Origin of the sequence: Staphylococcus auricularis (assembly GCF_001500315.1) — a bacterium.
GTDB classification, from domain to species: Bacteria; Bacillota; Bacilli; order Staphylococcales; family Staphylococcaceae; genus Staphylococcus; species Staphylococcus auricularis.
In genome coordinates this window covers 22,486-44,308 of sequence record NZ_LLER01000012.1, presented here as the reverse complement: position 1 = coordinate 44,308, position 21,823 = coordinate 22,486, and the positions used below count along the sequence as shown (strand labels likewise).

Genomic DNA, 21,823 nt, shown 5'->3' with positions numbered 1-21,823 from the left:
TGATACACAAAAAGCGCAAATGTCTTTATAATTTTAAGTGACTAAACCAAAAATATAAGGAGACATATTGCGCCTATGAACAATCATATATTAAAACTACTGAAAATAAAAGACGAAAATATAAGAGGTACAGATGTAGAGGAGAATGTTGAAATCCGTAGAGTTAAATCAACTGTTATTCATGGCATCCTTACTTATGAACCGAGTGGTTGTCCCTTGTATTTAAAGGCGAAACACAACCAAATACATAAACATGGTAAAAGAGCTTCTCGCATTACTTATCTCAAGTTTCAAGAAGTTGGTATTTATTTAAAATTACTTAAACAGCGCTTTAAGTGTATGTGTTGCCTTAAAACATTTACTGCTAAAACTTCTGTTGTCGACGACAATTGTTATATTTCAAACCAAGTTCGGCATGCAATCATGGATAAATCAACTCAAATACGTTCTGATTTAGATATAGCGAATGACTGTAATGTCTCTACTGCTACGGTTAAACGACAAATTAATAAAATAAGTGCTGAGTTCCGAGTAAATCCTTCTACACAATTACCTACTCATTTAGCTATGGATGAGTTTAAAAGCGTTAAAAATGTGGCGAGTTCAATGAGCTTCATTTTTATCAATAATGAGACTCATGAAATTATAGATATTTTAGATGATAGAACTATTCATAACTTAAAACGTTATTTCTTTAAATTTGATCGTCAATCGAGACTCGCTGTGAAGACTGTAACGATTGATATGTATGAACCCTACATTAACTTGATTAAAGTAATTTTCCCTAACGCTAAAATTATTTTTGATCGATTCCATATTTAAATAATGGAGCTATAGAAGGTATTAATCACAAAATTAAATTAATTAAATGAGTTTCTTATGGCTATCGCAACTTTAATAATTTTAAAAATAGGATTTTAATTATTTTTAGACTTTATAAGCGAAGCAATAAAAAGACGACCTCACTCAAGCGTGTGAGTGAAGCCGCTTAGAAAGATTGCAATCCGTTCGAGACTCCTGAGGCATCGAGCCGAAGTCGAAAATCCATTTTTTTAAGGCACTTAGAAAAATTAGTTGAGACAAGGCGCCTGGGAAAGCGAGAACGGGAAAGCAATCTGTTGAAGGCCACTTAATAAATAATGACATTAAACCACCACAAAAGTTGGAGAGCCATAATTTAGAAATAATAAGAATACGATTACTGAAGCTAATAAAATTTCTATAACCATAAACAGTGCATTTAATTAATTTAATCTTATTTTTTATTACTTCTATAAATCTGTTAATGAAAAGAGGACTGTTTATTGTTTTTTTAATATAAAAGGAATACTTTTTCAAAGTAAGAATAATACATTTAAGTCTTTTAGAAATGTTTTCCCACCGTTCCTTTTCTAAAAGAAAGCCTTAAGGTCATTGTTTCTCAAATCAGTGAGTATACACTGACCAATATAATGATGCACGTCTAGACTTAATAAATAAGTGATAATATTATGTTGAGATTGCCACTGTTTGAATAGTTGATAAGGGTAATAATGTATGACGTCTAACTCATTAGGATTTTTCAAGAACAGACACCAATATTGTTTTAATTTTGTGTAATGTGGTCAATGTTGATGACGTACAGTATTCATATAAGAGACTCTACAACGATTAACCTCTCGATTGACGGCTTGAATAATGTGAAATCGATTTATAATAATTTGGGCGTTCGGAGACTTTTCTTCAATTGTTTTTCAGGTAAAAAAAGGTAAACTTTTGTCGGTTGACGAGTAAAATCATCATCCAACTTTTTAGTTTTTGATATAAAAAGGGTACAAATATTTTTATAATTATAAGCGACCAAACAAATAATAAGTAGAGATATTTGTCCCTAGTACTTATCCTGTATCATATTATCTTGGAATTGAATCAAAAATATATATTTTAAAGATGTAGTCCATAAAACATATTTCAGAAGCATTCAGATACTTTTCTACAAAGCTGTTTTAAATTATGAATCTAAGTCGTGTGAAGAAGGTGGCATAGTTAATGAAAACCACACTGAGGTTAAAAACGCTTGTTTATATAGGATAAGTTTTGAATCGTCCGGATTATATGAAGTTAGCTAAACAACGATTTTAGTGTAAATAATGTCACCAATCCTTAAGTAACTACCTTGCCTTCATATTTTGCTTTTGATGAGTTTAAATCTACTAAAGATGTTTCAGCTGTGATGAGTTTTATTTATTGTGACGCGGAAATCCATGAAATTATTGATATCCTATCAGATCGTAGGCGACTCCAGCTCACAGAGTATTTTTCGATAATTTTTCGGAAGATGTGGGGATCATGATTATAGATGAGTAAAGAAGTTATGCTTAAATATTTACTGGATAAAATGAGAGTTATTTCTTTCCGATAACCCATATAGAGGCACTCATAGATATTGATAATGTTTATAAGATGATAGCTAACAATAAAAAAATAATCCATTATAAAATAATTTAAAAAATTAAAATGTTTTATAATATTATGATAATTTAAAACATCAACATCAAAGACATACAACAACTGAATCGCATGCACATCAAGCGATACAAGTTGATTATCGACATACGAATGTATCATCCTTTTTAGATTATCTTAATAGCGCAATCAATAACCTTGTACTTGATAGTAATGGCAATGGTGTAGAAGAAACCAAGCAAGCACGTGTATCTATTGATGGCACTGTGCACCCTTTATTACAAGAAAGACTCGTCTATGATTTCTTAGGTGTTTAACAGCGTTTAGAGAAACAAGAAAATGTATTAGGAGATGCTAGTTATATTTGGTATCCACCTTATATCGGAAGTAATAAACTAGGTGAAGATGGGACACCTAATCATTGGGATCCAGAAGCACACTTGAACGCATTTGTTAATCCCCTCGTCGACAATGACTATGTCACTAAAAAGACGATCGGAAAGGATCAAAGTGGGAAATACAACGTTTATCGATATACGTTTGAACCGCAACATTACAGTAAAACGTTGCTCATTACTTCTTGTATCCACGGAAATGAAACAAGCGGATTCTTTTCAATGTGTCATATAACAAACATGTTAGTTAATGAGTGGGAAAAACACCCTCAACTGGCTTATATGCGAAAAAATGTGCGCTTGATTTGGGTTCCGATGGTTAATCCATGGGGTTTTGCGAATCAAGAAAGAGAAAATGTGAATAATTGCGATCTAAACCGTAACTTTGATTACAATTGGGATAAAAGTGGAGGGACAGATCCCGCAGAGAAAAACTACAAAGGTAAGGCACCTTTCTCAGAAGCAGAATCCCAAAACATGCGTCAATTGGTTCAAAGTATCAGCGGATTAACCGCACATATTGATTTACATGATATTATCTCAGTCAAAGCAGACTACTGTTTGTTTTATCCGAGATGGGCGAAACAAAGCACAAATCGAATGGCACAGTTAATTAATAAACTTAAAAACGAAGGCGACTTAGTTGTTTGGGGGTCAAGTACTTTAGGTTCATTAAGTAATTGGGTTGGAGTCAAAAATAATGTGACATCCTATCTTTCTGAATTGAATGAAGGAAGAGTTGGTGACAAGAAAAGCCCGGCAGAAATGAGACGTTCTGTTCGTTGGATTGGTAATCTTGTTTTCGAATTATGCCAATTAGATTCAGAACAAAATGGGCAAACATCTAACGATCCATTTATTAAAGCGATGATTTACGATGATAAATTTAACGATAAGACATCTGAAGTGATTACCTTAAGAGAAGATCGGAACGAGTGGCAACGTATTATGATGAGCCAACAAAGATTCAGGGTAACCGCAAATGGTTTTGTTGAGTTATATGGCTATATCACAATCAATGTTGACCGTGATGTTACCGTCGGTATCAATCCTAATATCATTCAAAACTATCATCCATTTTTCAGTAAAACGAAAACAAAAGAGAGAAACTTATATAGCATCGAACATGTTATGAATAAAGGAAATACCACCGTTCCTATTTATGCGATTGCGGGTGTACAAATGTCTAGCATTACGGAAGAAGGCTCTAATCGTGTTGATGAAGTGATGCCAATGCTTGACCTACTAAAAAAAGGTGAAGGAGTTGTCAAACTCAAACAAGTTAAACTATTTGTGAAATTCACACCATCCAATAACGCAGGTGCTGTTCAAATCTTAAAATCAGGTGAACACGGTAACTTGAAAGAAGATACATTCACACAAATTTATCCTAATGATTTGAACTACTCAGATATCAGAAACACTATTAATCCTAATCAATAAGGAGTGAGACGATGGAATTAAAGAAAATCGGAAAAATTGATATTAAAGACGAACCTTATTTGAAGCCTATATCTGATTTGGATATAGGTTTTTATAATTTGGACAATCATACGGCTGTTTTACGTTTTTACATTACTAAGGACAACCACCCTTTGCTTGTTAGCGATAAGAACGCTAATACCTATGTATATTTGGAGTCAAAAAACGGATCCAATCAAATCGTTGAAGATATTGCGTATATTAATCCGATGAAGGGGCTTGTGGAGATTACGATACCTATTGAATTTTTACAAGCTTCAACAGGCACATCAGTTACTGGCCAGATTTATATCAGTGTTAACAATGTAGATAATCCATCAGACGCTGATACGGTGGTATTAAATGAGTTCACTTTTGATGTTGCTGACTCAAAAATTAATAAAATCAATGGTGCTACGAAAATTAGCTATATTCGCATGTTTGATGAATTGAGAAAGCACATCGGAGAAAGAGAAAAAGATATTCAAGAAAAGTTAGACAACATGGAGGATTATATAACAAAAGTTGAAGCGAAAACAGCTGAAGGCGTGAAAGAGATAGACACTAAATATAAAAACGCTTATGCCTCATTGTCGAAACTTGGACAAAGAAATGAAAACGAGATAAACGAAGCTTTAAATGCAGCGCTTAGCACCTTAAATAATACGGCGAATGACAATTACAGGAAAGTTAGGGATATTGGGACGAAACATTTGCGTGATATACGGGCTGAGAAGACGAATATCGAGAATTTGCTTAATTCAAAGGGATTCGTAAGACACGAGACATTAGTGGCACTTTCGACTGATCTTAAACAATCAGTTAACGAACTGATCCCCGAAGTCAGCGACTGGATCACGTATGATTTAAACGATGATGCAAATAAAGATAAGCATTATAAAGCGAAAGGGCAAAACGGTTTTAATTGTGCGTATAAAACGATAAAAAGTAGAGATTATAAAATGGTTTCAGTGAGAGTTAATGCTGATACGTTTGAAAGTGGTGATGCTATAGCAAAATTGCCAGAAAATATTGTTACACATACACATACAGCATTCATTAGAGCGGTACCACAAAAGGCGTACGGTGCTCAAGTCGTATTAGAACCGACGGGTGAGCTCAAGGTATGGATTAGCAACCCTGGTGAATGGGAAGTTGACGCATCACATTATATTTATGGTGAAACATGCTTTATCGAATAGGAGGTTTTTAAGGATGGCAGACGTTTACCACTCTATGAGCGAACTCATAAGAAAAGAAAAAGACTATAAATTTGAATATTACGATCAAGGAAGTCACAACTTGATTACAGCAATTCACGGTGGAGGTATTGAGTCGGGGACGTCTGAACTTGCACAATGTATCGCTGAAAAATCAAGATCGAATTACTTTAGTTTTAAAGCAATGAAAAAAGAAAACAATTATGATTTCCATGTGACTTCTACACATTATGATTATCCTACTTTGATTCAATGGAGTCAGAAGATGAAGCAAGTCATCGCAATTCATGGTGTTAAAGGGAATGATGTTATTACCTACGTAGGCGGTCGAGACAAAGAGATGAGAAACGCCATTATTGAATTGTTAAATGGCAACGGCTTTAAAGCTGAAAAGGCGCCTAAACGACTTGCAGGTACAAATCCTAATAACATCACGAATAAAAATGCACGAGGTCAAGGCGTTCAACTCGAGCTCTCAACACAACAGCGAAAGATGCTTTTTAAAAATAATGATTTTAGTCGCTCAGTTAGAGAAAAAGAAATCAATTGGAGCGACGATATGTATTTGTATGCTGATAGCATTTGTAGAGCGATTAAAAGAGGTGAATCAAGTTGACTAAGCATAAAAACATTTTAGTGCCCCAGAAAATAGCTACATTATCCCTTTTAGCACTGGGGGCATTTATAACGATTCGAGGATTTTATTTCGCAGTAAATCAAGAGGATGTCATACATGAAAGTGAATTTTATACGACATTATATCGAGTGATGCCTATGTGGATATGGGGAGCCCTTTTGATTGTTTTTGGATTTTTGATTATACTTGCAAGTTGCTTTTTTGGCAAACGCTCAACCAATAATATATCTAACTACTGTATGCTTATTGGAGGTGCTGGGGGAGCTATCATATATTTCTTTATCGCATCAGCAAGTATATACAACACGATTAATTGGATTTCACCCGCACAATTTATCACAACAACAGCATGGTTATGTTTTATCAGTTTTTTAGGTGGCAGTGATATTTATGCCAGAAGATAAATATGTTTTAAAACATGAGTGGCAAGAAAGTAACGGAAAAATCAATGAAAAAATGAATCAAATTGATAATAAGCACACTAAAAACTATACTGATCTTTTGAATAGAATTGATAAGCAGACGATTTTGCAGGAAAAGTCTTTCGAATCACAATCTAAATCAGAACAACATTTGGAAAAAATAAGTACATCACTGAGTGATATGGGCTACCGCGTTAGGGATTTGGAACACGACTCAGATACAAATAAAAAAAACATTCAAATGATTCAAAATAAAATAGAAGATGAAGCCAAAGGTAATCGAGATGTTATTGTAGCCTGGATTAGTGTTGTAGGTGTGGTACTAGTACCGATTATCACACTCGTTGCAAACGTATTTTTTGAATAAGTAAGGGACCCTAAAAAGGGTCTCTTTTTTATATGGAGGTTTTAAATAATGAATTGGAAATTAAGATTTAAGAATAAGCCAACACTCGTAGCTATTGTAGGTGCTTGTTTATTACTCGTTAAACAAGTCACAGAATTATTTGGTTTAGATTTAAGCGCACAACTTGAACAAATCGCAGACATCTTGGGAACAATTATTCTCTTACTTGTAACTGTAGGTATTATAAACGACCCTACAACAGAAGGTGTCAATGATACGGAGCTCGTTAAACAATATAACAAACCACGTAAACAAGGGTTGATGCCCGTAGATTTTGTTAAGCCGCCTCAAAAAGAAGATGAAAATGTAGCTCCTGAAGCTAAAGCCAAAGAAATTGAGGATTTCGATACAAACCAGCCTTTCACAGATGACTCAGATGAAGTAGATTTTGATGTTGCAGATGACGAAGCAGACGAAACTTTAAAACGTGGCGCAAGCGCATATCACGATGATCAAATTTTAAAAGAGGATGATGAAAATGCCAGCGAAACTAACTAAAGAGGAAGCTAAAGAATTCATTAAAACGTTGAACGGTAAAATGTGGGATTACGATGGTGCCTACGGCGCACAATGCTTCGATCTAGCTAATGTTTACTGGGATAAATTATTCGGACATGGTTTAAAAGGACAAGGTGCTAAAGACATACCGAATGCAAATAACTTTAAAGGTGAAGCACATGTATATAATAATACAGCTTCATTTAAGGCTAAAAATGGCGATTTAGTCGTATTCAACTCGAATTATGGTGGTGGATATGGCCATGTTGCTATCGTAGTTAATGGTAATTCTGACGGAAATTTGATGCAATTTAAATCGCTTGACCAAAACTGGTATGGCGGTGGCGAATCTATGACAGAGCCAGCACAATACATCGTACACAACTACGATTTCCCAATGTGGTTTATTCGTCCTATTTTCAAAAAAGAGAGCGAAACGAAAAAATCAACGCAATCAGCTACAAAAACAACTGAAAAGAAAAAGGAAGCTCCAAAGAAAAAGCCAATCAAACTAAAATATATTGAAGACGAAGTCACAGGGTATAAACTTGATAAGAGAGGTAGCAAACCGAAAGGTGTAGTTTTACACAACGATGCGGGTAGTGCAGGTGCCACAGCTGATGCTTATCATAAAGGGCTTGTCAACGCTTCACAAGAGCGTCTTGAACAAGGTATAGCGCACAGTTACATTAGCGGTAATACTGTATGGCAAGCTTTACCAGAAGAACGTATCGCATGGCATACAGCAAACTCAAACGGGAACAAAAACTATTATGGCATTGAAATCTGCCAAAGCATCGGAGCAAGTGATAAAACATTCTTGAAAAACGAACAAGCAGCTTTTCAAGAGGCAGCACGATTACTTAAAAAATGGGGTTTAAAAGCGAATCGTAACACTGTAAGATTGCATGTTGAATTTACTAACACAAGTTGCCCACATAGAAGTGCATTGTTGCATACAGGACACGATCCAGAAAAACAAGGCATGTTGTCTAAGCAACAACAGAAAAAACTTAAAGACTACTTTATTAAACAAATTAGAGCTTTCATGGACGGCAAAGTGCCAACAGCCAAAGTTGTTAAAGGGAAATCATCTAGCAATACATCATCGACGATTGCTGGAGCATGGAAACGCAATAACTATGGGACTTACTACATGAAAGAAAAAGCGCGTTTTACAAATGGCGATCAGCCTATTATGGTTCGTACACAAGGACCATTCAGAAGTTGTCCATACGCTTATGATTTTACCCCAGGTGGTTATTGCGATTATGATGAAGTAATGTTGCAAGATGGCCACGTATGGGTTGGTTATAACCATAATAATAAACGTTACTATCTCCCTATTCGAACATGGGATGGAGTAGCACCACCAAATCAAGGTGTAGGATATTTATGGGGGCAAATTAATTAAAGTATGTTATAATAAGGGTTGCCTTAGTTAAAATACTAAGGGTGACTCACTTCGTTTGTGTTTTCTATGCGCTTATTTAACATTTAAGGGCAACCTTCGGGTTGCTCTTTTTTATTTATAATCGCTTGCAAAATATTACTCTTATACGTTAACATTCAATCAAAGGAGGAATGTACTATGGAACAACTAAATGACAAAGTAGCTATTGTTACAGGTGGTTCAAGTGGTATAGGTGAAGCAACTGTTCGCTTATTTGCTAAAGAAGGAGCCAAGGTGGTTATAGCGGATGTGTCAGAAAGCGGAAAAGAGCTTTCAGAAGAGCTTAGTAAAGAAGGACATAAAACATTTTTTGTAAAAACTGATGTTACTCAAGAAGAGGATGTAATAAATTTAATTGATCAAACTGTTGATAAATTTGGTAAACTAGATATCATGTATGCTAATGCAGGTATTGCTGCGGATAACCCAGCGGCTGATTTGTCATATGATGATTGGAAGAAAACGATAGATGTTAATTTATCAGGAGTCTTCTTATCAGATAAATACGCTGTCAAACAATTTAAAAAACAAGACTCTAAAGGGGTTATCGTAAACGCTGGATCTATTCACAGTTTTGTATCTTTACCTCAGACAACCGCTTATGCTTCTGCAAAAGGTGGCGTTAAACTATTAACCCAAAATTTATGTACTGCTTATGCAAAAGACGGAATTCGAGTAAATGCAGTATGCCCTGGTTATGTAGCTACTAATTTATTGAAAGATGTAGATGAGGATAAGAGAAAAACACTAGAAGGCTTACATCCACAAGGTAGATTAGGAAAACCAGAAGAAGTTGCTAAAGCAGTGTTATTCTTAGCAAGTGATGATTCAACTTTTGTAAACGGAACAACATTATTAGTAGATGGCGGATATACTGCTCAATAATTCTAATATATTTAATTTATCTTACTTAAAACGGTTTAGAAAATCGATATATATTAAATTAGAATTATCTTCTTACAGGAATAGTTTCATATTTAGATTGAAATAGGGAGCACTACGCTCCCTATTTTTGTTAATTATTTGGTGGAATTTTGTCATATTGTTAAGAAATGGTAATAAAAAAGTGCTAGAGGAATTTGTTAGTGTCCAAAAAAGTGTGGGCGATTTATGGGCACAATTTCCTAATGTGTGTTACAATATATTCACCTTCTATATAGAAGGTTTCTCATAGCCGAAGTATTCCGAAGGGAGCCATTGGCTCCCTTTTTATTTATAAAAAACTCCTAGAATCTCAGTATATGAATACCAAAATTCTAGGAGTCCAAGGTCATCTATAATGTCTGGATAGGTTGTCAAGCCTATAGCACAGATGCGAAAAGAAATATTGCTGGAAGGTTAATAAACCTTCTGCACACTTGATACAATTTTTCATTAACTTATTCAAGGAAAGATATTTACTTATTTTGTTTATGTGATATTATATAAACATCTTCTATCATTGAAGATTGATTATTTTTGGTGAATGTGAGTGCGGTAGCCTAAATGGCTACCATTTTTTTATGAAATCGCTGATATGGGTGAGGATATTAGAAAAGATTAAAAAATCTATAAAATAAGTTCATAAATCATATTATGTGTGTTATAATTAAGTTACCTACAATAGTAGGGGATTACATTGCCCAGGATGCATAAAGCATTACCTCTTATGTATCATGAAAATGAACCAAACCTTGATTAAGGGACAGCTTCTAAAATCAGCTGTCTCTTTTTTATACAAAAAACATCCCCCATATAAATGGGGGATACTTGTATCCACATAATCGTACTCGATTTTTAAAGTAAGGTTCAAAATAAGTGATACAAGTTTTGGAAGTTGATTATGCTGAATAACATAATCTGCGTATAAAGGTGTACCTTTGGGAATACCCATTGGTATTTTTTATGGATATTACTTTTACATTCAGTATATTTTACAGTATTTATTTCAGGTAATAGTTATGGAATCCACCCTCATTTATCGGTTGAATCAAAAAAATATACACCCTCTGAACTATGGGACAGTGAGGTGAGATAATGAATAGTAATACCCATAAACAAATTTTCACAGGAAAATTTTAAAATTTGTCCCATAGTGCATTCAATGATTACTGTATTTGTTGTTGGCACTAAACAACAGAGGCTAACAATATAAAATCTGGAGTTATTGAATGCATTTTTAATCTAACACTTGAAAATAATTGTGTCAATAATGAAAACTATAAATCGAACACCCTAAATAAAAAAAGCCTGCCAATTTGGCATGCAATGTAAATTAATAACATGCTCATATTAGGGAGTGATCATGTTATCGATCTACACATATGGTATTGTTTAGAGTGTTAACAATGAATGTTAACACTCTAAACACAGAATAACTTTGGAGATAAACATCTAAAAAACATTTATCTTAAGATATTAATAGAATAGTTGGGGTTTCAACTAAATTTAAGATAACACAAAATTTGAAACAAAGCAATAAAAAAATACCCCCATATTAATTATGGGGGAGCACCTTAAACAAAATAGATAGCGATATTAGACAATAAATTTATGCAAGTATTGATGTTTACAGTCAAACGCGTAGCAAGTATTGATGTTTACAGTCAAACGCGTAGCAAGTATTGATGTTTACAGTCAAACGCGTAGCAAGTATTGATGTTTACAGTCAAACGCGTAGCAAGTATTGAAATAACGTTTTTGTTGGTGTTCTTATGATCTAAGTAAGGTGCTAGGTGTAGTTTGTATTCAAGAAGGAGAGTTCGAACTAGGGTTTATTTATGAATAATAGTCGGAATTAAACGTATTATTGTTAAGAGGAAATCCCCTTCCTAAATACAACTTAAAATTACCATTATATATTAATAATGTCAATGCTTTTCTACATAATAAAAAGCCTGCATAAGCAGGCTAAATGTACTTGGCATAAGTAAATAACGTAAAGGTGATTAAAAATTGTTTATGAAGTCTAATGAGACATCAAAAAGAAAAGTTGAATTCCTACAAAGAATCCATAATTAATACTACTACCTCACATAACTTAAGTCAATGTTTGATTTTGCATTTATGAAATTTTGGTCAAAAAATGGTCAAAAACAAATAATAAATGGCTTTAAATCAGTATTTATATTGTTTAAAAATACCGACCACCGGTAGGTATTTCTAACAGTAAATAACAGTTAATTACATGCTGAAATCCCATAACAATGGGGTTTCTTTTTTATTACTTACTATATAATGTAATCAAACCGGACATGATTTGGACACTGACACAATTTTATGGCGGGCACGTGTCCAAAGGTTTTTATATAAAAGTAAAAAAATAATAGGGGTAGGTGATTAATACCCCTAAAATCATACTCTTAGTGAATTGGTTCCACTTCATCTAAAATTTCATCTTGTCTTTTTTCTAGTTCCTCTTCTTCTTCTTCGCTCAAATTGTCATCTTCAAACAATTTATCGGATATCTCGAAGTATTCATCTTGAAGTTCATCTTCTCTTTCTTCTCTTTCTTTTTCTATTTCATCTTCGTCCTCTTCTCCTAATCCGTCATAAATAGATTCTTCTTCGCCATTAGCTATTCGCATAGAACTTTCAAAAGCTTCACTGGCTGGTCCTTCCATAACATTACCTTGAGGAATGACGCCATTAGAAACAGCAGTATTATACGCTTCTAATTTTTGTTCTTCAGTATAATCGCCGTATATAATAGATTTTAATCTTCCAACATCTTGAATACTGTTGAAGTCTAAATCTTGATAACCGTTTTGGTTTGCTACGTCTTGTTGATTATTTTGTACATTATCATTTTCTGTAGATTCTTGGTTGCTTTCTTCTTCGCTATTTTCATCTTTGTTGTTTTCTTTTTCTTCGCTCTCGTCTTTATCTTTTTTGTCCTCTTTTTTATTTTCTTTGTCTTTATCTTCTGTTGTTTTTTCTTTTTCATCATGTTGTTTATTTTCCGCTTTACTTTCATTATCCTCGCTTGTTGTATCTTCGTTATTACCACATGCACTGAGAACCAAAATTCCACTTAATGTTAAAAATAATAGTTTTTTCATTATTTACATCTCCTTATGTATGTTTGTTTAAGTGATTTAATAAAATGTTGTACTAATATCAGATTGATGACTAAATATATCTTGTAATAGTTCAGCTTCCATTTCTTGCTTAATAAAATACATAATCAAAGCTTGCTCGATTTGTACAATGCCATTATTTAGAGTGACATATGTTCAAGAATTTTATAACTTATGTTTCATCGAGAAAGATTAAATGATAATTCACTTTAGGAAATAAAAACGCAAATATCATTATAAAAATTAAGTAATGATACTCAAATTTATAGCTGAAATTTGCGTCAATTAATTATATATTAATTTTCATCATGCTTGGCTATACCTGGGTGCATGTAAAAATCTTCTGCATGATTTTCAAGTGTGTCAGCAAGGGTGAAAATTGCATCTTCATTCATTGATTCAATTGTTTCTTTATCCCAAGAAGTGGATAACACTTTTTCATCATCTTTATTTATACCATCAGTCATAGTGTAAAAGATATTGATATCTAGATTATTTATATCCACACCAGATTTTTTAGCTCCATAAACTGCCTGTGATGTAGCTTCTCTAAATCCTTTAACAGTTTCTTTGTCTGTTATTCCTTCTGCACCATCGATAACTATTACAACATTACCTTCATCATTTTCGTTTCTAACGCTTTTTAAATCGCCACGCATTATTTCATGTTTTACTTCTTTAGTTATCTTTTCTCTTTCAGCTTCAAGCTGATCAAATTTATCATGCTGTTTTTGTTCTTCAGAATCCGCTTTTGATTTTTCATCATCTTTATCACTTTTTTTCCTGTTGTTTTTCTTTATCTTTATTATCCTTAGCTTCTTCTTTATCTTTGTTATCATTTTCTTGTTGTTTATCATTATCACTTTGTTCATTTTTTTGTGCTTGTTCTGTACTATCTTCAGCTTGAGTTTCATCTAAGTCACTTTGGCCCATAAATGCTCCGCCTATAAAACTAATACTAAAGAAGACAGTTACTAAAACTTTAACCCAAGTTTTCCAATTCTTTTTGTACATCCACATTAAAACTAAACCAAGTGGGAAAAATAAAATTAAACAGAGGATTGTGAACCATGTTGTTTGATACCACTTTTGGTCATCTTTTTTGTTTTCTGCCATTTTTTACACTCCTTTTTAAAATAATAATCGGTAAAAACTATGTAAATTGTATTTAAACTATTTGGTTATCTAACACCTCCAGCAAACTAGTAGGATATTTTTAATAGTAGGGGAAGGATTTTTCTGCTACTCAATTCACTCTACCTCTAGTTAAATTACAACTACTGTTTAATGATAACTAAATAATTGTACAAAACTTTCAAAAAGGATAAAAAAATATGAGTGATTGGATAAGTTAATCTATTAATCCCTAATATCTATAGTTTCAGGGAACATATTTAAATTTAGTAGTAGTTTCAATAAATTGGGAAAATGATTTGTTAAAGTAAGAAATATGAAAACACGGTGATGCTAATAAAAAGAGGTTATATTTAATTGTGAAGCGAGATCAAATTTGAAGTCATCGTAAGTGCATTTAAAACGATATGTATAATAACCTACTTTTATATATAAAAAATCAATTACACTTCATTTATTGTTTGTTAAACTAGCTATGTAATAAATTAAATTGTTCACTAACTATATCTATTTAAGTATATCACCGTTATTAAAAGAATCCAATGTGTATTTACAACAACTTACATCTAATTCTTCCATTAATATAACCCCGGCATTTTCATGAATAAAGACTAAAACAATCATTACCTATAAAACATATACTATTATTATGTCATATAAATTTAAATTGTTAAAATATCTACATATTAATCCTAGAATTGAATTGCTTCAGTGTGATTATCTAATTATGATGTTGAATTTATAAGTAAGTTGTAATACTATATATCTAATATCGTTTTTGGAGGTGTGATTATCATGGTTAAAGAACAGATAACCACAAAGCAGTTCTTGATGAATGTCCTCAATGCTGTAGGGGCAGGGGTCGTCATTGCTTTGTTACCAAACGCCTTATTAGGTGAGTTTTTAAAGTTTTTTAAAGATGGCAATCAGTTTTTAGAAATCATTTATCAATTAGTTGTGATTATCCAATCATTTATGGCATTTATCATCGGTGTGTTAGCTGCCCATCAATTTAAGTTTAGTGGTGCAGGGGCGACGATGATTGGTGTATCGGCCATGTTGGGTTCAGGTGCACTACAATTTAAAGATGGTGCCGTTCAGTTAAAGGGAATTGGAGACATTATAAACGTTATACTTGTCGTAATTATCGCTTGCTTACTATTTTACATATTACAAAATAAACTCGGTTCATTAGAAATGATCATTTTACCTGTTTTAATTCCTATCGTAAGCGGTGGTATTGGTCTCATTACGTTACCTTACATAGCAAAAGTGACTCAAGGATTAGGTGGTATCATCAATTCATTTACAGAGCTTAATCCGTTACTCATGTCGATCTTAATCTGTGTTGCTTATTCATTATTAATGGTGACACCAATCTCAGTTGTAGCAATCGCAACCGCAATCGGTTTATCTGGTCTCGGTAGTGGTGCTGCTAACCTTGGTATCGTTGCCGCATGTGTGACTTTCCTATTCGGTTCATTACGTGTGAATGCAGCGGGTGTAAATATCGTGCTGTTAATTGGTGCAGCGAAAATGATGATCCCTGTGTATTTCAAAAACTTAATCATTGCAGTACCATTAACGATTAATGGTATTATCGGTGGTATTGTCGCTTATCTTGCGAACATTCAAGGGACACCGATGTCAGCAGGATTTGGTTATACAGGCTTAGTTGGTCCTATCAATGCGTATAACCGCATGGGTGGGGATCCAACAACAAACATTATTATCTTAGCCTTTGCATTCTTTGTTATTCCATTTACATGTGCATTTATTGTGCACCTATTATGTAAAAAATTCATCAAAGGTTATTCAGATGAAATCTACAGATTCGAATTACCAAAACAATAACGTCAAATGCGGTCCGGTGAACATCTAAGTTCATCGGATTTTTTACGTTGAATCACATATTTTCAACATAACACTCTAAAACAAATTCCAAACGATGATATGTTCGAATATGTTACACTGTAATATGTATGTTTTTGGGGGTAAGGTCATGGATTTAAAACAATTAAAGCAAGATGTAATTGAATATGCTCACTCTATTGGCATCGATAGTATTGGTTTTACTACTGCAGACCCTTTTGATGAATTAAAGCAAAAATTAGTAGACTATCATGCGAAAGGCTATGCGTCTGGATTTGAAGAAGACGATATCAATTTACGTACAGAACCGAAACTCTCACTACCGACTGCGCGTTCAATCATTGCAATTGCTGTCGGATACCCCAACAAGATGAAAGGTGCACCTAAGAGTGTTCGTGGTGATCGACGTGGGATGTTTGCTCGTGCTTCATGGGGGCAAGACTATCACACGATTATGCGTACACGGCTCGATAAACTGGCAGATTATTTACGTAGTCGAGTCGAAGATGTAGAGATTAAATCAATGGTAGATACCGGTGCGTTATCTGATCGCTCTGTAGCTGAGCGTGCTGGTTTAGGCTACGTCGGGCGCAATGGTTTTGTGATCAACCCAGATTTAGGCACATGGACTTACCTCGGTGAAATGTTGGTCAGTATTCCTTTTGAACCGGATGACCCTTTACTAGATAGTTGTGGAGACTGTACGATTTGTGTCGATCGTTGTCCAACAGGGGCACTCGTTGGTAATGGTCAGCTCAACAGTCAAAAATGTATCAGCTTTTTAACTCAGACGAAAGGCTATTTAGAAGATCGTTATCGCTATAAAATAGGGAATCGACTATATGGTTGTGATACGTGTCAGCAAGTGTGTCCACGTAATCGCGGCATCAACACACAACATGACGATATTGTATTAGAACCTGAAGTATTAAAACCAAGACTCGTACCTTTATTGAAAATGTCTAATAAAGAGTTTAAAAATACATATGGACATTTAGCAGGTGCATGGAGAGGTAAAAAACCAATCCAACGTAACGCAATCATCGCTCTGGCGCATTTTAAAGAGGAGACGGCAATACCTGATTTAGAAGATGTTGCGTTAAATGATCCGAGACCGATGATTAGAGGCACTGCTTATTGGGCTATTGGTCAAATACAGGGTGAAGATGCGCGCCCGTTTATCGAAGCGCATTATGACGATGAAATTGAAGAAGTACAAGCGGAAATGATAAAAGGACTTGAAATGGGGAGAGAAAGTTAATGACGAATCACATTGTATTATATCAACCACAAATACCTGGGAATACAGGTTCTATTGCACGTACCTGTGCAGGAACTGATACGCATCTACATCTGATTAAACCCCTTGGCTTTAGCACAGATGATAAGATGTTAAAACGCGCAGGACTAGATTACTGGCACAGCGTGAACATTACATATTATGAAGACGTAGAATCTTTCTTTGAACAAACCTCTGGAAAATATTATTTATTAACCAAATTTGGATCACATACCTATTCAGATTATGATTTTTCAAACACAGATGAAGAACATTACTTTATTTTCGGCCGTGAAACAACTGGTCTTCCAGATTGGATTAAAGAAAAATACAGCGAAACAGCGATGCGTATTCCAATGAATGATAATATCAGATCCTTAAACCTTGCGAATACAGCTTCTTTACTAATCTATGAAGCTTTAAGACAACAAGACTTTCCTAATTTAAAATAAACGGCGATAAAGCATATGAAAGATGAAGCGGAACCATGTATAATGGAAGATGTATAGATATCTCGTTAATACAACGGCTTATCGGCGTATACGTTTATGATGAATAGATGACGGGTAATTACGTAGTCAAGGTCATAGACTGGTAACATGAGCAAATAGAATAGGAGTGTAATAATAATGGCAATGAATTTTAAAGTATTACCTGATCGTGAGGCTGTGGCAGTTTACGCGGCAGATATTTTACGTAAACAGTTTAATAATAATCCAACGACAATTGCCGGCGTGCATTTGGCCAAAGAAGAAGCACCTGTCTTAGATCAATTAAAAATCGATGTAGATAAACATGCGGTTGATTTCAGTCAAATCAATATCTTAGACTATGATGCTAATAAAACATATTACGAAGCATTAGGTGTACCAGAAGGTCAAATTTATACACCCGCATTTGAACAAGAAGCTGAACCTTACATTAAAGAACATATGAAAACGAAAGACAACAAAGGTAAACTGATTACTCAAGTTGTGACAATGGACCGTAAAGGTGATTTAGAAGTAAGTATCGAACATGCGTTACTTCCTGCTAGAGAAATCTTCCTTATTATCACTGGTAGTGAAAAAGCAGATGCTGTCAAAAAATTATACGAAGAAAATAGTAGTACAAACTTTGAACCTGCAGATTTAAAAACACACCGCATGGTCAATGTTGTCCTAGACGAAGCGGCTGCTGCTGGCTTACCTGAAGATGTTAGAAATTATTTCACTGCTCGCTTTGCATAATTCTTGAGAAAAAGAGGTGACCGTCGTGACTGAAACAAACCATCACGATTTCAACGACGAAAAAGAACCTGAAAATGACATGGTTGAAGGTTATGATGATGTCGTAGAACTCGGTAAAGAAATGGAACAAATCTCTGAAGAAAATGACGAAGATAAATTAAATAAATCTCATGATGCAGACGTGCGTTCAGATTTAGAAGAATAAACAGTCAAAAGCTCTCTCGCTATTCGCCTATAGCGTAGAGAGTTTTTTAGTACATTGTATATCGCAAATGTTGTGTCATATATGTCGGAACATCACTCAAAACGCATATCTATTTCAACTTATGTTAAGATAGAATAAATGAGATAAAAAATGAGGTATTTTGCAATGTTAACGAAACACTGGAAATTAATTATCACAGCTTCTGTCATTGTTAATTTACTGTCTATCAAAGGATTTTTTATGGCACTCGGGTCATTATATTTTCTATTGATATTTAAAGTGATTGATATGCAGATGAATTTATCTAAAGGATTAGTAGACGATGTCGATCCGATGGTTTATGTCAGAAGTAATACACGTGGCGTGATTATCGCAGTTATTTGCTTTATTTTAGCAACCGTCGTATTTATGTTTGGATTAGATGATTTTTACAATAGCTTACCAGGTGTATTAGGGGCATTGGTGGACTTGAATCCACTATTATTAATTATCGGCACAGTATTATTCATCTTTTCTGCGATTGCGGTCATTCAAGTGTTACATCAAAAATATGATCATCGCACAGAAGTTTAACCAATAACGAATTTAATGTGGTAGATAGTTTGGATGCTATCTGCCACTTTTTATATGTGAAATGAAAACGCTCTCTTTCACATTGCTCGTTTAAAATAATACATGCTATACTATGAATAACTCAACGAAAAGGGGAGAACAGAGCCATGTCAGTAAGAATTGAACATGATACATTTGGAGAGATTGAAGTACCCGCTGATAAATACTGGGGCGCACAAACTGAGCGTAGTAAACGTAATTTTCCAGTAGGTAAAGAACGTATGCCGATTGAAGTTGTATACGGCTTTGCAGAATTAAAACGTGCAGCTGCTTTATCTAACTTTGAATTAGATAAACTTTCTGAAGCGAAGAAAGATGCGATTGTATACGCATGTGATAAAATTTTAAACCAAGAATTAGATGAGCATTTTCCACTCGTGGTATGGCAAACAGGAAGCGGTACTCAAAGTAACATGAACGTTAACGAAGTAGTGAGCTATGTTGCCAACGAATACTTAAAAGAACATGGTAGTGATGAACAGATTCATCCGAATGATGATGTTAATAAATCACAAAGTTCGAATGATGCTTTCCCAACTGCGATGCACGTGGCATTGTATCATGAAGTAGCGCACAAACTTGAACCTGCACTTAAAAAATTAAGAGATACATTTAAAGATAAAGAACAACAGTATCATGACATTATTAAAATTGGCCGTACGCATTTACAAGATGCTACACCGATCCGTTTAGGTCAAGAAATCAGTGGCTGGCGTTACATGTTAGATAAATGTGAGACGCTACTATCTGAATCTAAAGCACATATTTTAAACTTAGCAATTGGTGGTACAGCTGTAGGTACCGGTATCAATGCACATCCAGAATTTGGTGATAAAGTAGCTAGACATATAGCAGACCATACAGGCTATCCATTTGTTTCATCTGAGAATAAATTCCATGCATTAACAGCGCATGACGAAGTCGTTCAGCTTCATGGTACGTTAAAAGCATTAGCAGGCGACTTGATGAAGATTGCGAACGATGTGCGTTGGTTAGCTTCAGGTCCTCGTGCTGGTTTAGCCGAACTTGCGATTCCTGAAAATGAGCCCGGATCTTCTATTATGCCTGGTAAAGTTAATCCTACACAGTGTGAAATGTTAACTATGGTAGCCGTTCAAGTTATGGGTAACGATGCTGCTGTCGGTATTGCGAGCTCACAAGGTAACTTCGAATTGAACGTCTATAAACCGGTGATATTGAACAATACACTTCAATCAATTTATTTACTCGCGGATGGCATGGAAACCTTTAACAATAACTGTGCGGTCGGAATTGAACCGATTGAAGAAAATATCGATAATTATTTAAATCAATCTCTTATGCTTGTGACGGCTTTAAATCCACATATTGGATATGAAAAAGCGGCACAAATTGCGAAAAAAGCACACCGTGAAGGATTAACATTAAAAGATGCGGCGATTGAAAGTGGCTATGTAACAGAAGAACAATTTGAACAATGGATTAAACCAGAAGATATGGTAGATCCTAAATAAAATATAAAATAAAAAGAAGCGGTTGGAACGCACTGTGTTTGTTATGACGAAGCACAGCGGTTTCAACCGTTTTTTACGTACGTTGGCTTATTTGGTATTGGGTTCATCATCAATGCTGACAGAGATTTGAGATAACGTTAAGGGATGTGTGAGTTCTACTTTATAGCTGTTTAATTTTAATTGTCTCAATGTAGAATCTCCGTACAGTGGATCGCCTATAACAGGATGGCCCATCTCAGCTAAATGCACACGGATTTGATGTGTGCGGCCTGTATCGAGCTTAAGTTCAAGTTCACACACATTTTCTTCTAACATTTTAGAGCTTAAAATATGTGTGATTGCACGTTGGCCGGTAGATGAAATGCGTCGTTTATTAGGATGGAATTTGTCCTTCCCAATTGGCATATCTATGGTTTGCGGTTTGATTGGCAATAGGCTGTTAACTTGTGCACGATAAATACGATTGATCTCATTATTTTCTAACATTCTGTCTAATAATTTCTTCATAATCGGATTTTTAGCAACAATTACAAGGCCAACGGTTTCTTGGTCTAGACGGTGAATCGGTTCTACATAATCGCTATCTAAGGTGTAGATTAAATGATTCATTAACGTGTTGCTTTCCATTAAATCGTTCGGATGTGTTTTCACACCTTTAGGTTTCATAGCAATCGCTAAATCGTCATCTTCATAATATATTTCTGCATAACGATAGCTCGGTTTATAATTGCTAGTCTCATCGCCTGTAGGTATGAAAACATCGTCTCCTTGAGCAACAGTAGCTGTTAAAGGGGCTTGTTCGCCATTAACCGTAATGTCTTTTGACATATTTAATTGGTGTAAATCTTTTTTCGGTAACTTCACGTGTTGAAAAATCTCACGTAACGTCATGTCATTGTATTGTTCTGGTACTTGAAATTTCATGCATCTCGCTCCTCATTTTGTCTTCATTATCATAACATAAAGCACCTTTAAACGATACGAGGAGGAGATAAGCTCATATT

General features: G+C 34.5%; 22 protein-coding genes and 1 pseudogene. 17 read left to right on the top strand and 6 right to left on the bottom strand.

All coding sequences use genetic code 11. The annotated features are described in order from the left end of the window. Positions 1 to 75: 75 nt before the first annotated feature. Positions 76 to 822 carry an ISL3 family transposase gene (locus APS80_RS07655; protein WP_059107695.1) on the top strand — a complete coding sequence of 249 codons (747 nt, stop codon included), beginning with the start codon at positions 76 to 78 and terminating at the stop codon, positions 820 to 822. Positions 823 to 966: 144 nt separating this feature from the next. Here the strand turns inward: APS80_RS07655 and APS80_RS11195 are convergent, their stop codons facing one another. Continuing rightward, positions 967 to 1,371, bottom strand: coding sequence for a transposase (locus APS80_RS11195; protein WP_111724835.1), 405 nt, complete (start codon positions 1,369 to 1,371; stop codon positions 967 to 969). A 233-nt stretch (positions 1,372 to 1,604) separates the two neighbouring features. Continuing rightward, positions 1,605 to 1,727, bottom strand: coding sequence for a transposase (locus APS80_RS11190; protein WP_083498191.1), 123 nt, complete (start codon positions 1,725 to 1,727; stop codon positions 1,605 to 1,607). A gap of 428 nt (positions 1,728 to 2,155) precedes the next feature. Here APS80_RS11190 and APS80_RS11025 point away from each other — a divergent pair. The 9 genes and pseudogenes from APS80_RS11025 to APS80_RS07615 form a co-directional block, all read left to right on the top strand. Then, positions 2,156 to 2,317: pseudogene (locus APS80_RS11025) on the top strand (ISL3 family transposase); the annotation flags it as partial. Between the two features lie 568 nt (positions 2,318 to 2,885). Continuing rightward, complete coding sequence (locus tag APS80_RS07650) at positions 2,886 to 4,283, top strand: M14 family metallopeptidase (protein WP_232234386.1); 1,398 nt, start codon at positions 2,886 to 2,888, stop codon at positions 4,281 to 4,283. A gap of 11 nt (positions 4,284 to 4,294) precedes the next feature. Then, positions 4,295 to 5,503, top strand: a complete 1,209-nt coding sequence (locus APS80_RS07645) for a BppU family phage baseplate upper protein (protein ID WP_059107694.1) — start codon at positions 4,295 to 4,297, stop codon at positions 5,501 to 5,503. A 13-nt stretch (positions 5,504 to 5,516) separates the two neighbouring features. Beyond that, positions 5,517 to 6,137 carry a poly-gamma-glutamate hydrolase family protein gene (locus APS80_RS07640; protein ID WP_059107693.1) on the top strand — a complete coding sequence of 207 codons (621 nt, stop codon included), beginning with the start codon at positions 5,517 to 5,519 and terminating at the stop codon, positions 6,135 to 6,137. After that, on the top strand, positions 6,134 to 6,562 hold the full coding sequence (locus tag APS80_RS07635; protein WP_059107692.1) for a hypothetical protein: 429 nt from the start codon (positions 6,134 to 6,136) through the stop codon (positions 6,560 to 6,562). The genes APS80_RS07640 and APS80_RS07635 overlap by 4 nt, the downstream gene beginning before the upstream one ends. Further along, positions 6,549 to 6,947: a hypothetical protein gene (locus APS80_RS07630; protein ID WP_059107691.1), complete on the top strand. Its 399-nt coding sequence runs from the start codon at positions 6,549 to 6,551 to the stop codon at positions 6,945 to 6,947. The genes APS80_RS07635 and APS80_RS07630 overlap by 14 nt, the downstream gene beginning before the upstream one ends. A gap of 48 nt (positions 6,948 to 6,995) precedes the next feature. Next, a complete protein-coding gene (locus tag APS80_RS07625) occupies positions 6,996 to 7,484 on the top strand; it encodes a phage holin (RefSeq protein WP_059107690.1) in 489 nt (162 codons plus the stop codon). Continuing rightward, positions 7,465 to 8,898, top strand: coding sequence for an SH3 domain-containing protein (locus tag APS80_RS07620; protein ID WP_059107689.1), 1,434 nt, complete (start codon positions 7,465 to 7,467; stop codon positions 8,896 to 8,898). The genes APS80_RS07625 and APS80_RS07620 overlap by 20 nt, the downstream gene beginning before the upstream one ends. Positions 8,899 to 9,075: 177 nt before the next feature. Beyond that, positions 9,076 to 9,822: an SDR family NAD(P)-dependent oxidoreductase gene (locus APS80_RS07615; protein WP_059107688.1), complete on the top strand. Its 747-nt coding sequence runs from the start codon at positions 9,076 to 9,078 to the stop codon at positions 9,820 to 9,822. Positions 9,823 to 12,278: 2,456 nt separating this feature from the next. Here the strand turns inward: APS80_RS07615 and APS80_RS07610 are convergent. The 3 genes from APS80_RS07610 to APS80_RS07600 form a co-directional block, all read right to left on the bottom strand. Continuing rightward, positions 12,279 to 12,977, bottom strand: coding sequence for a hypothetical protein (locus APS80_RS07610; protein ID WP_059107687.1), 699 nt, complete (start codon positions 12,975 to 12,977; stop codon positions 12,279 to 12,281). 314 nt (positions 12,978 to 13,291) lie between these two features. Then, positions 13,292 to 13,834, bottom strand: coding sequence for a hypothetical protein (locus APS80_RS07605; protein ID WP_059107686.1), 543 nt, complete (start codon positions 13,832 to 13,834; stop codon positions 13,292 to 13,294). Next, positions 13,767 to 14,111: a YybS family protein gene (locus APS80_RS07600; protein WP_059107685.1), complete on the bottom strand. Its 345-nt coding sequence runs from the start codon at positions 14,109 to 14,111 to the stop codon at positions 13,767 to 13,769. The genes APS80_RS07605 and APS80_RS07600 overlap by 68 nt, the downstream gene beginning before the upstream one ends. An 813-nt stretch (positions 14,112 to 14,924) precedes the next feature. Here APS80_RS07600 and APS80_RS07595 point away from each other — a divergent pair. The 7 genes from APS80_RS07595 (at position 14,925) to fumC (ending at position 20,819) form a co-directional block, all read left to right on the top strand. Continuing rightward, entirely contained in the window at positions 14,925 to 15,983 is a 1,059-nt protein-coding gene (locus APS80_RS07595) for a PTS sugar transporter subunit IIC (RefSeq protein WP_059107684.1), read from the top strand. Between the two features lie 148 nt (positions 15,984 to 16,131). Then, complete coding sequence (queG, locus tag APS80_RS07590) at positions 16,132 to 17,262, top strand: tRNA epoxyqueuosine(34) reductase QueG (protein WP_059107683.1); 1,131 nt, start codon at positions 16,132 to 16,134, stop codon at positions 17,260 to 17,262. Beyond that, positions 17,262 to 17,732, top strand: coding sequence for a tRNA (uridine(34)/cytosine(34)/5-carboxymethylaminomethyluridine(34)-2'-O)-methyltransferase TrmL (trmL, locus tag APS80_RS07585; protein WP_059107682.1), 471 nt, complete (start codon positions 17,262 to 17,264; stop codon positions 17,730 to 17,732). The genes queG and trmL overlap by 1 nt, the downstream gene beginning before the upstream one ends. Positions 17,733 to 17,909: 177 nt before the next feature. Beyond that, positions 17,910 to 18,509: a sugar phosphate isomerase family gene (locus tag APS80_RS07580; protein ID WP_059107681.1), complete on the top strand. Its 600-nt coding sequence runs from the start codon at positions 17,910 to 17,912 to the stop codon at positions 18,507 to 18,509. 25 nt (positions 18,510 to 18,534) lie between these two features. After that, a complete protein-coding gene (locus APS80_RS07575) occupies positions 18,535 to 18,714 on the top strand; it encodes an SAS053 family DNA gyrase inhibitor (RefSeq protein ID WP_059107680.1) in 180 nt (59 codons plus the stop codon). 165 nt (positions 18,715 to 18,879) lie between these two features. After that, positions 18,880 to 19,287, top strand: coding sequence for a hypothetical protein (locus APS80_RS07570; RefSeq protein ID WP_059107679.1), 408 nt, complete (start codon positions 18,880 to 18,882; stop codon positions 19,285 to 19,287). Between the two features lie 146 nt (positions 19,288 to 19,433). Beyond that, positions 19,434 to 20,819: a class II fumarate hydratase gene (gene fumC / locus APS80_RS07565; protein ID WP_059107678.1), complete on the top strand. Its 1,386-nt coding sequence runs from the start codon at positions 19,434 to 19,436 to the stop codon at positions 20,817 to 20,819. An 87-nt stretch (positions 20,820 to 20,906) separates the two neighbouring features. Here the strand turns inward: fumC and APS80_RS07560 are convergent, their stop codons facing one another. Next, on the bottom strand, positions 20,907 to 21,743 hold the full coding sequence (locus APS80_RS07560) for an RluA family pseudouridine synthase (protein ID WP_059107677.1): 837 nt from the start codon (positions 21,741 to 21,743) through the stop codon (positions 20,907 to 20,909). Positions 21,744 to 21,823 lie beyond the last annotated feature (80 nt).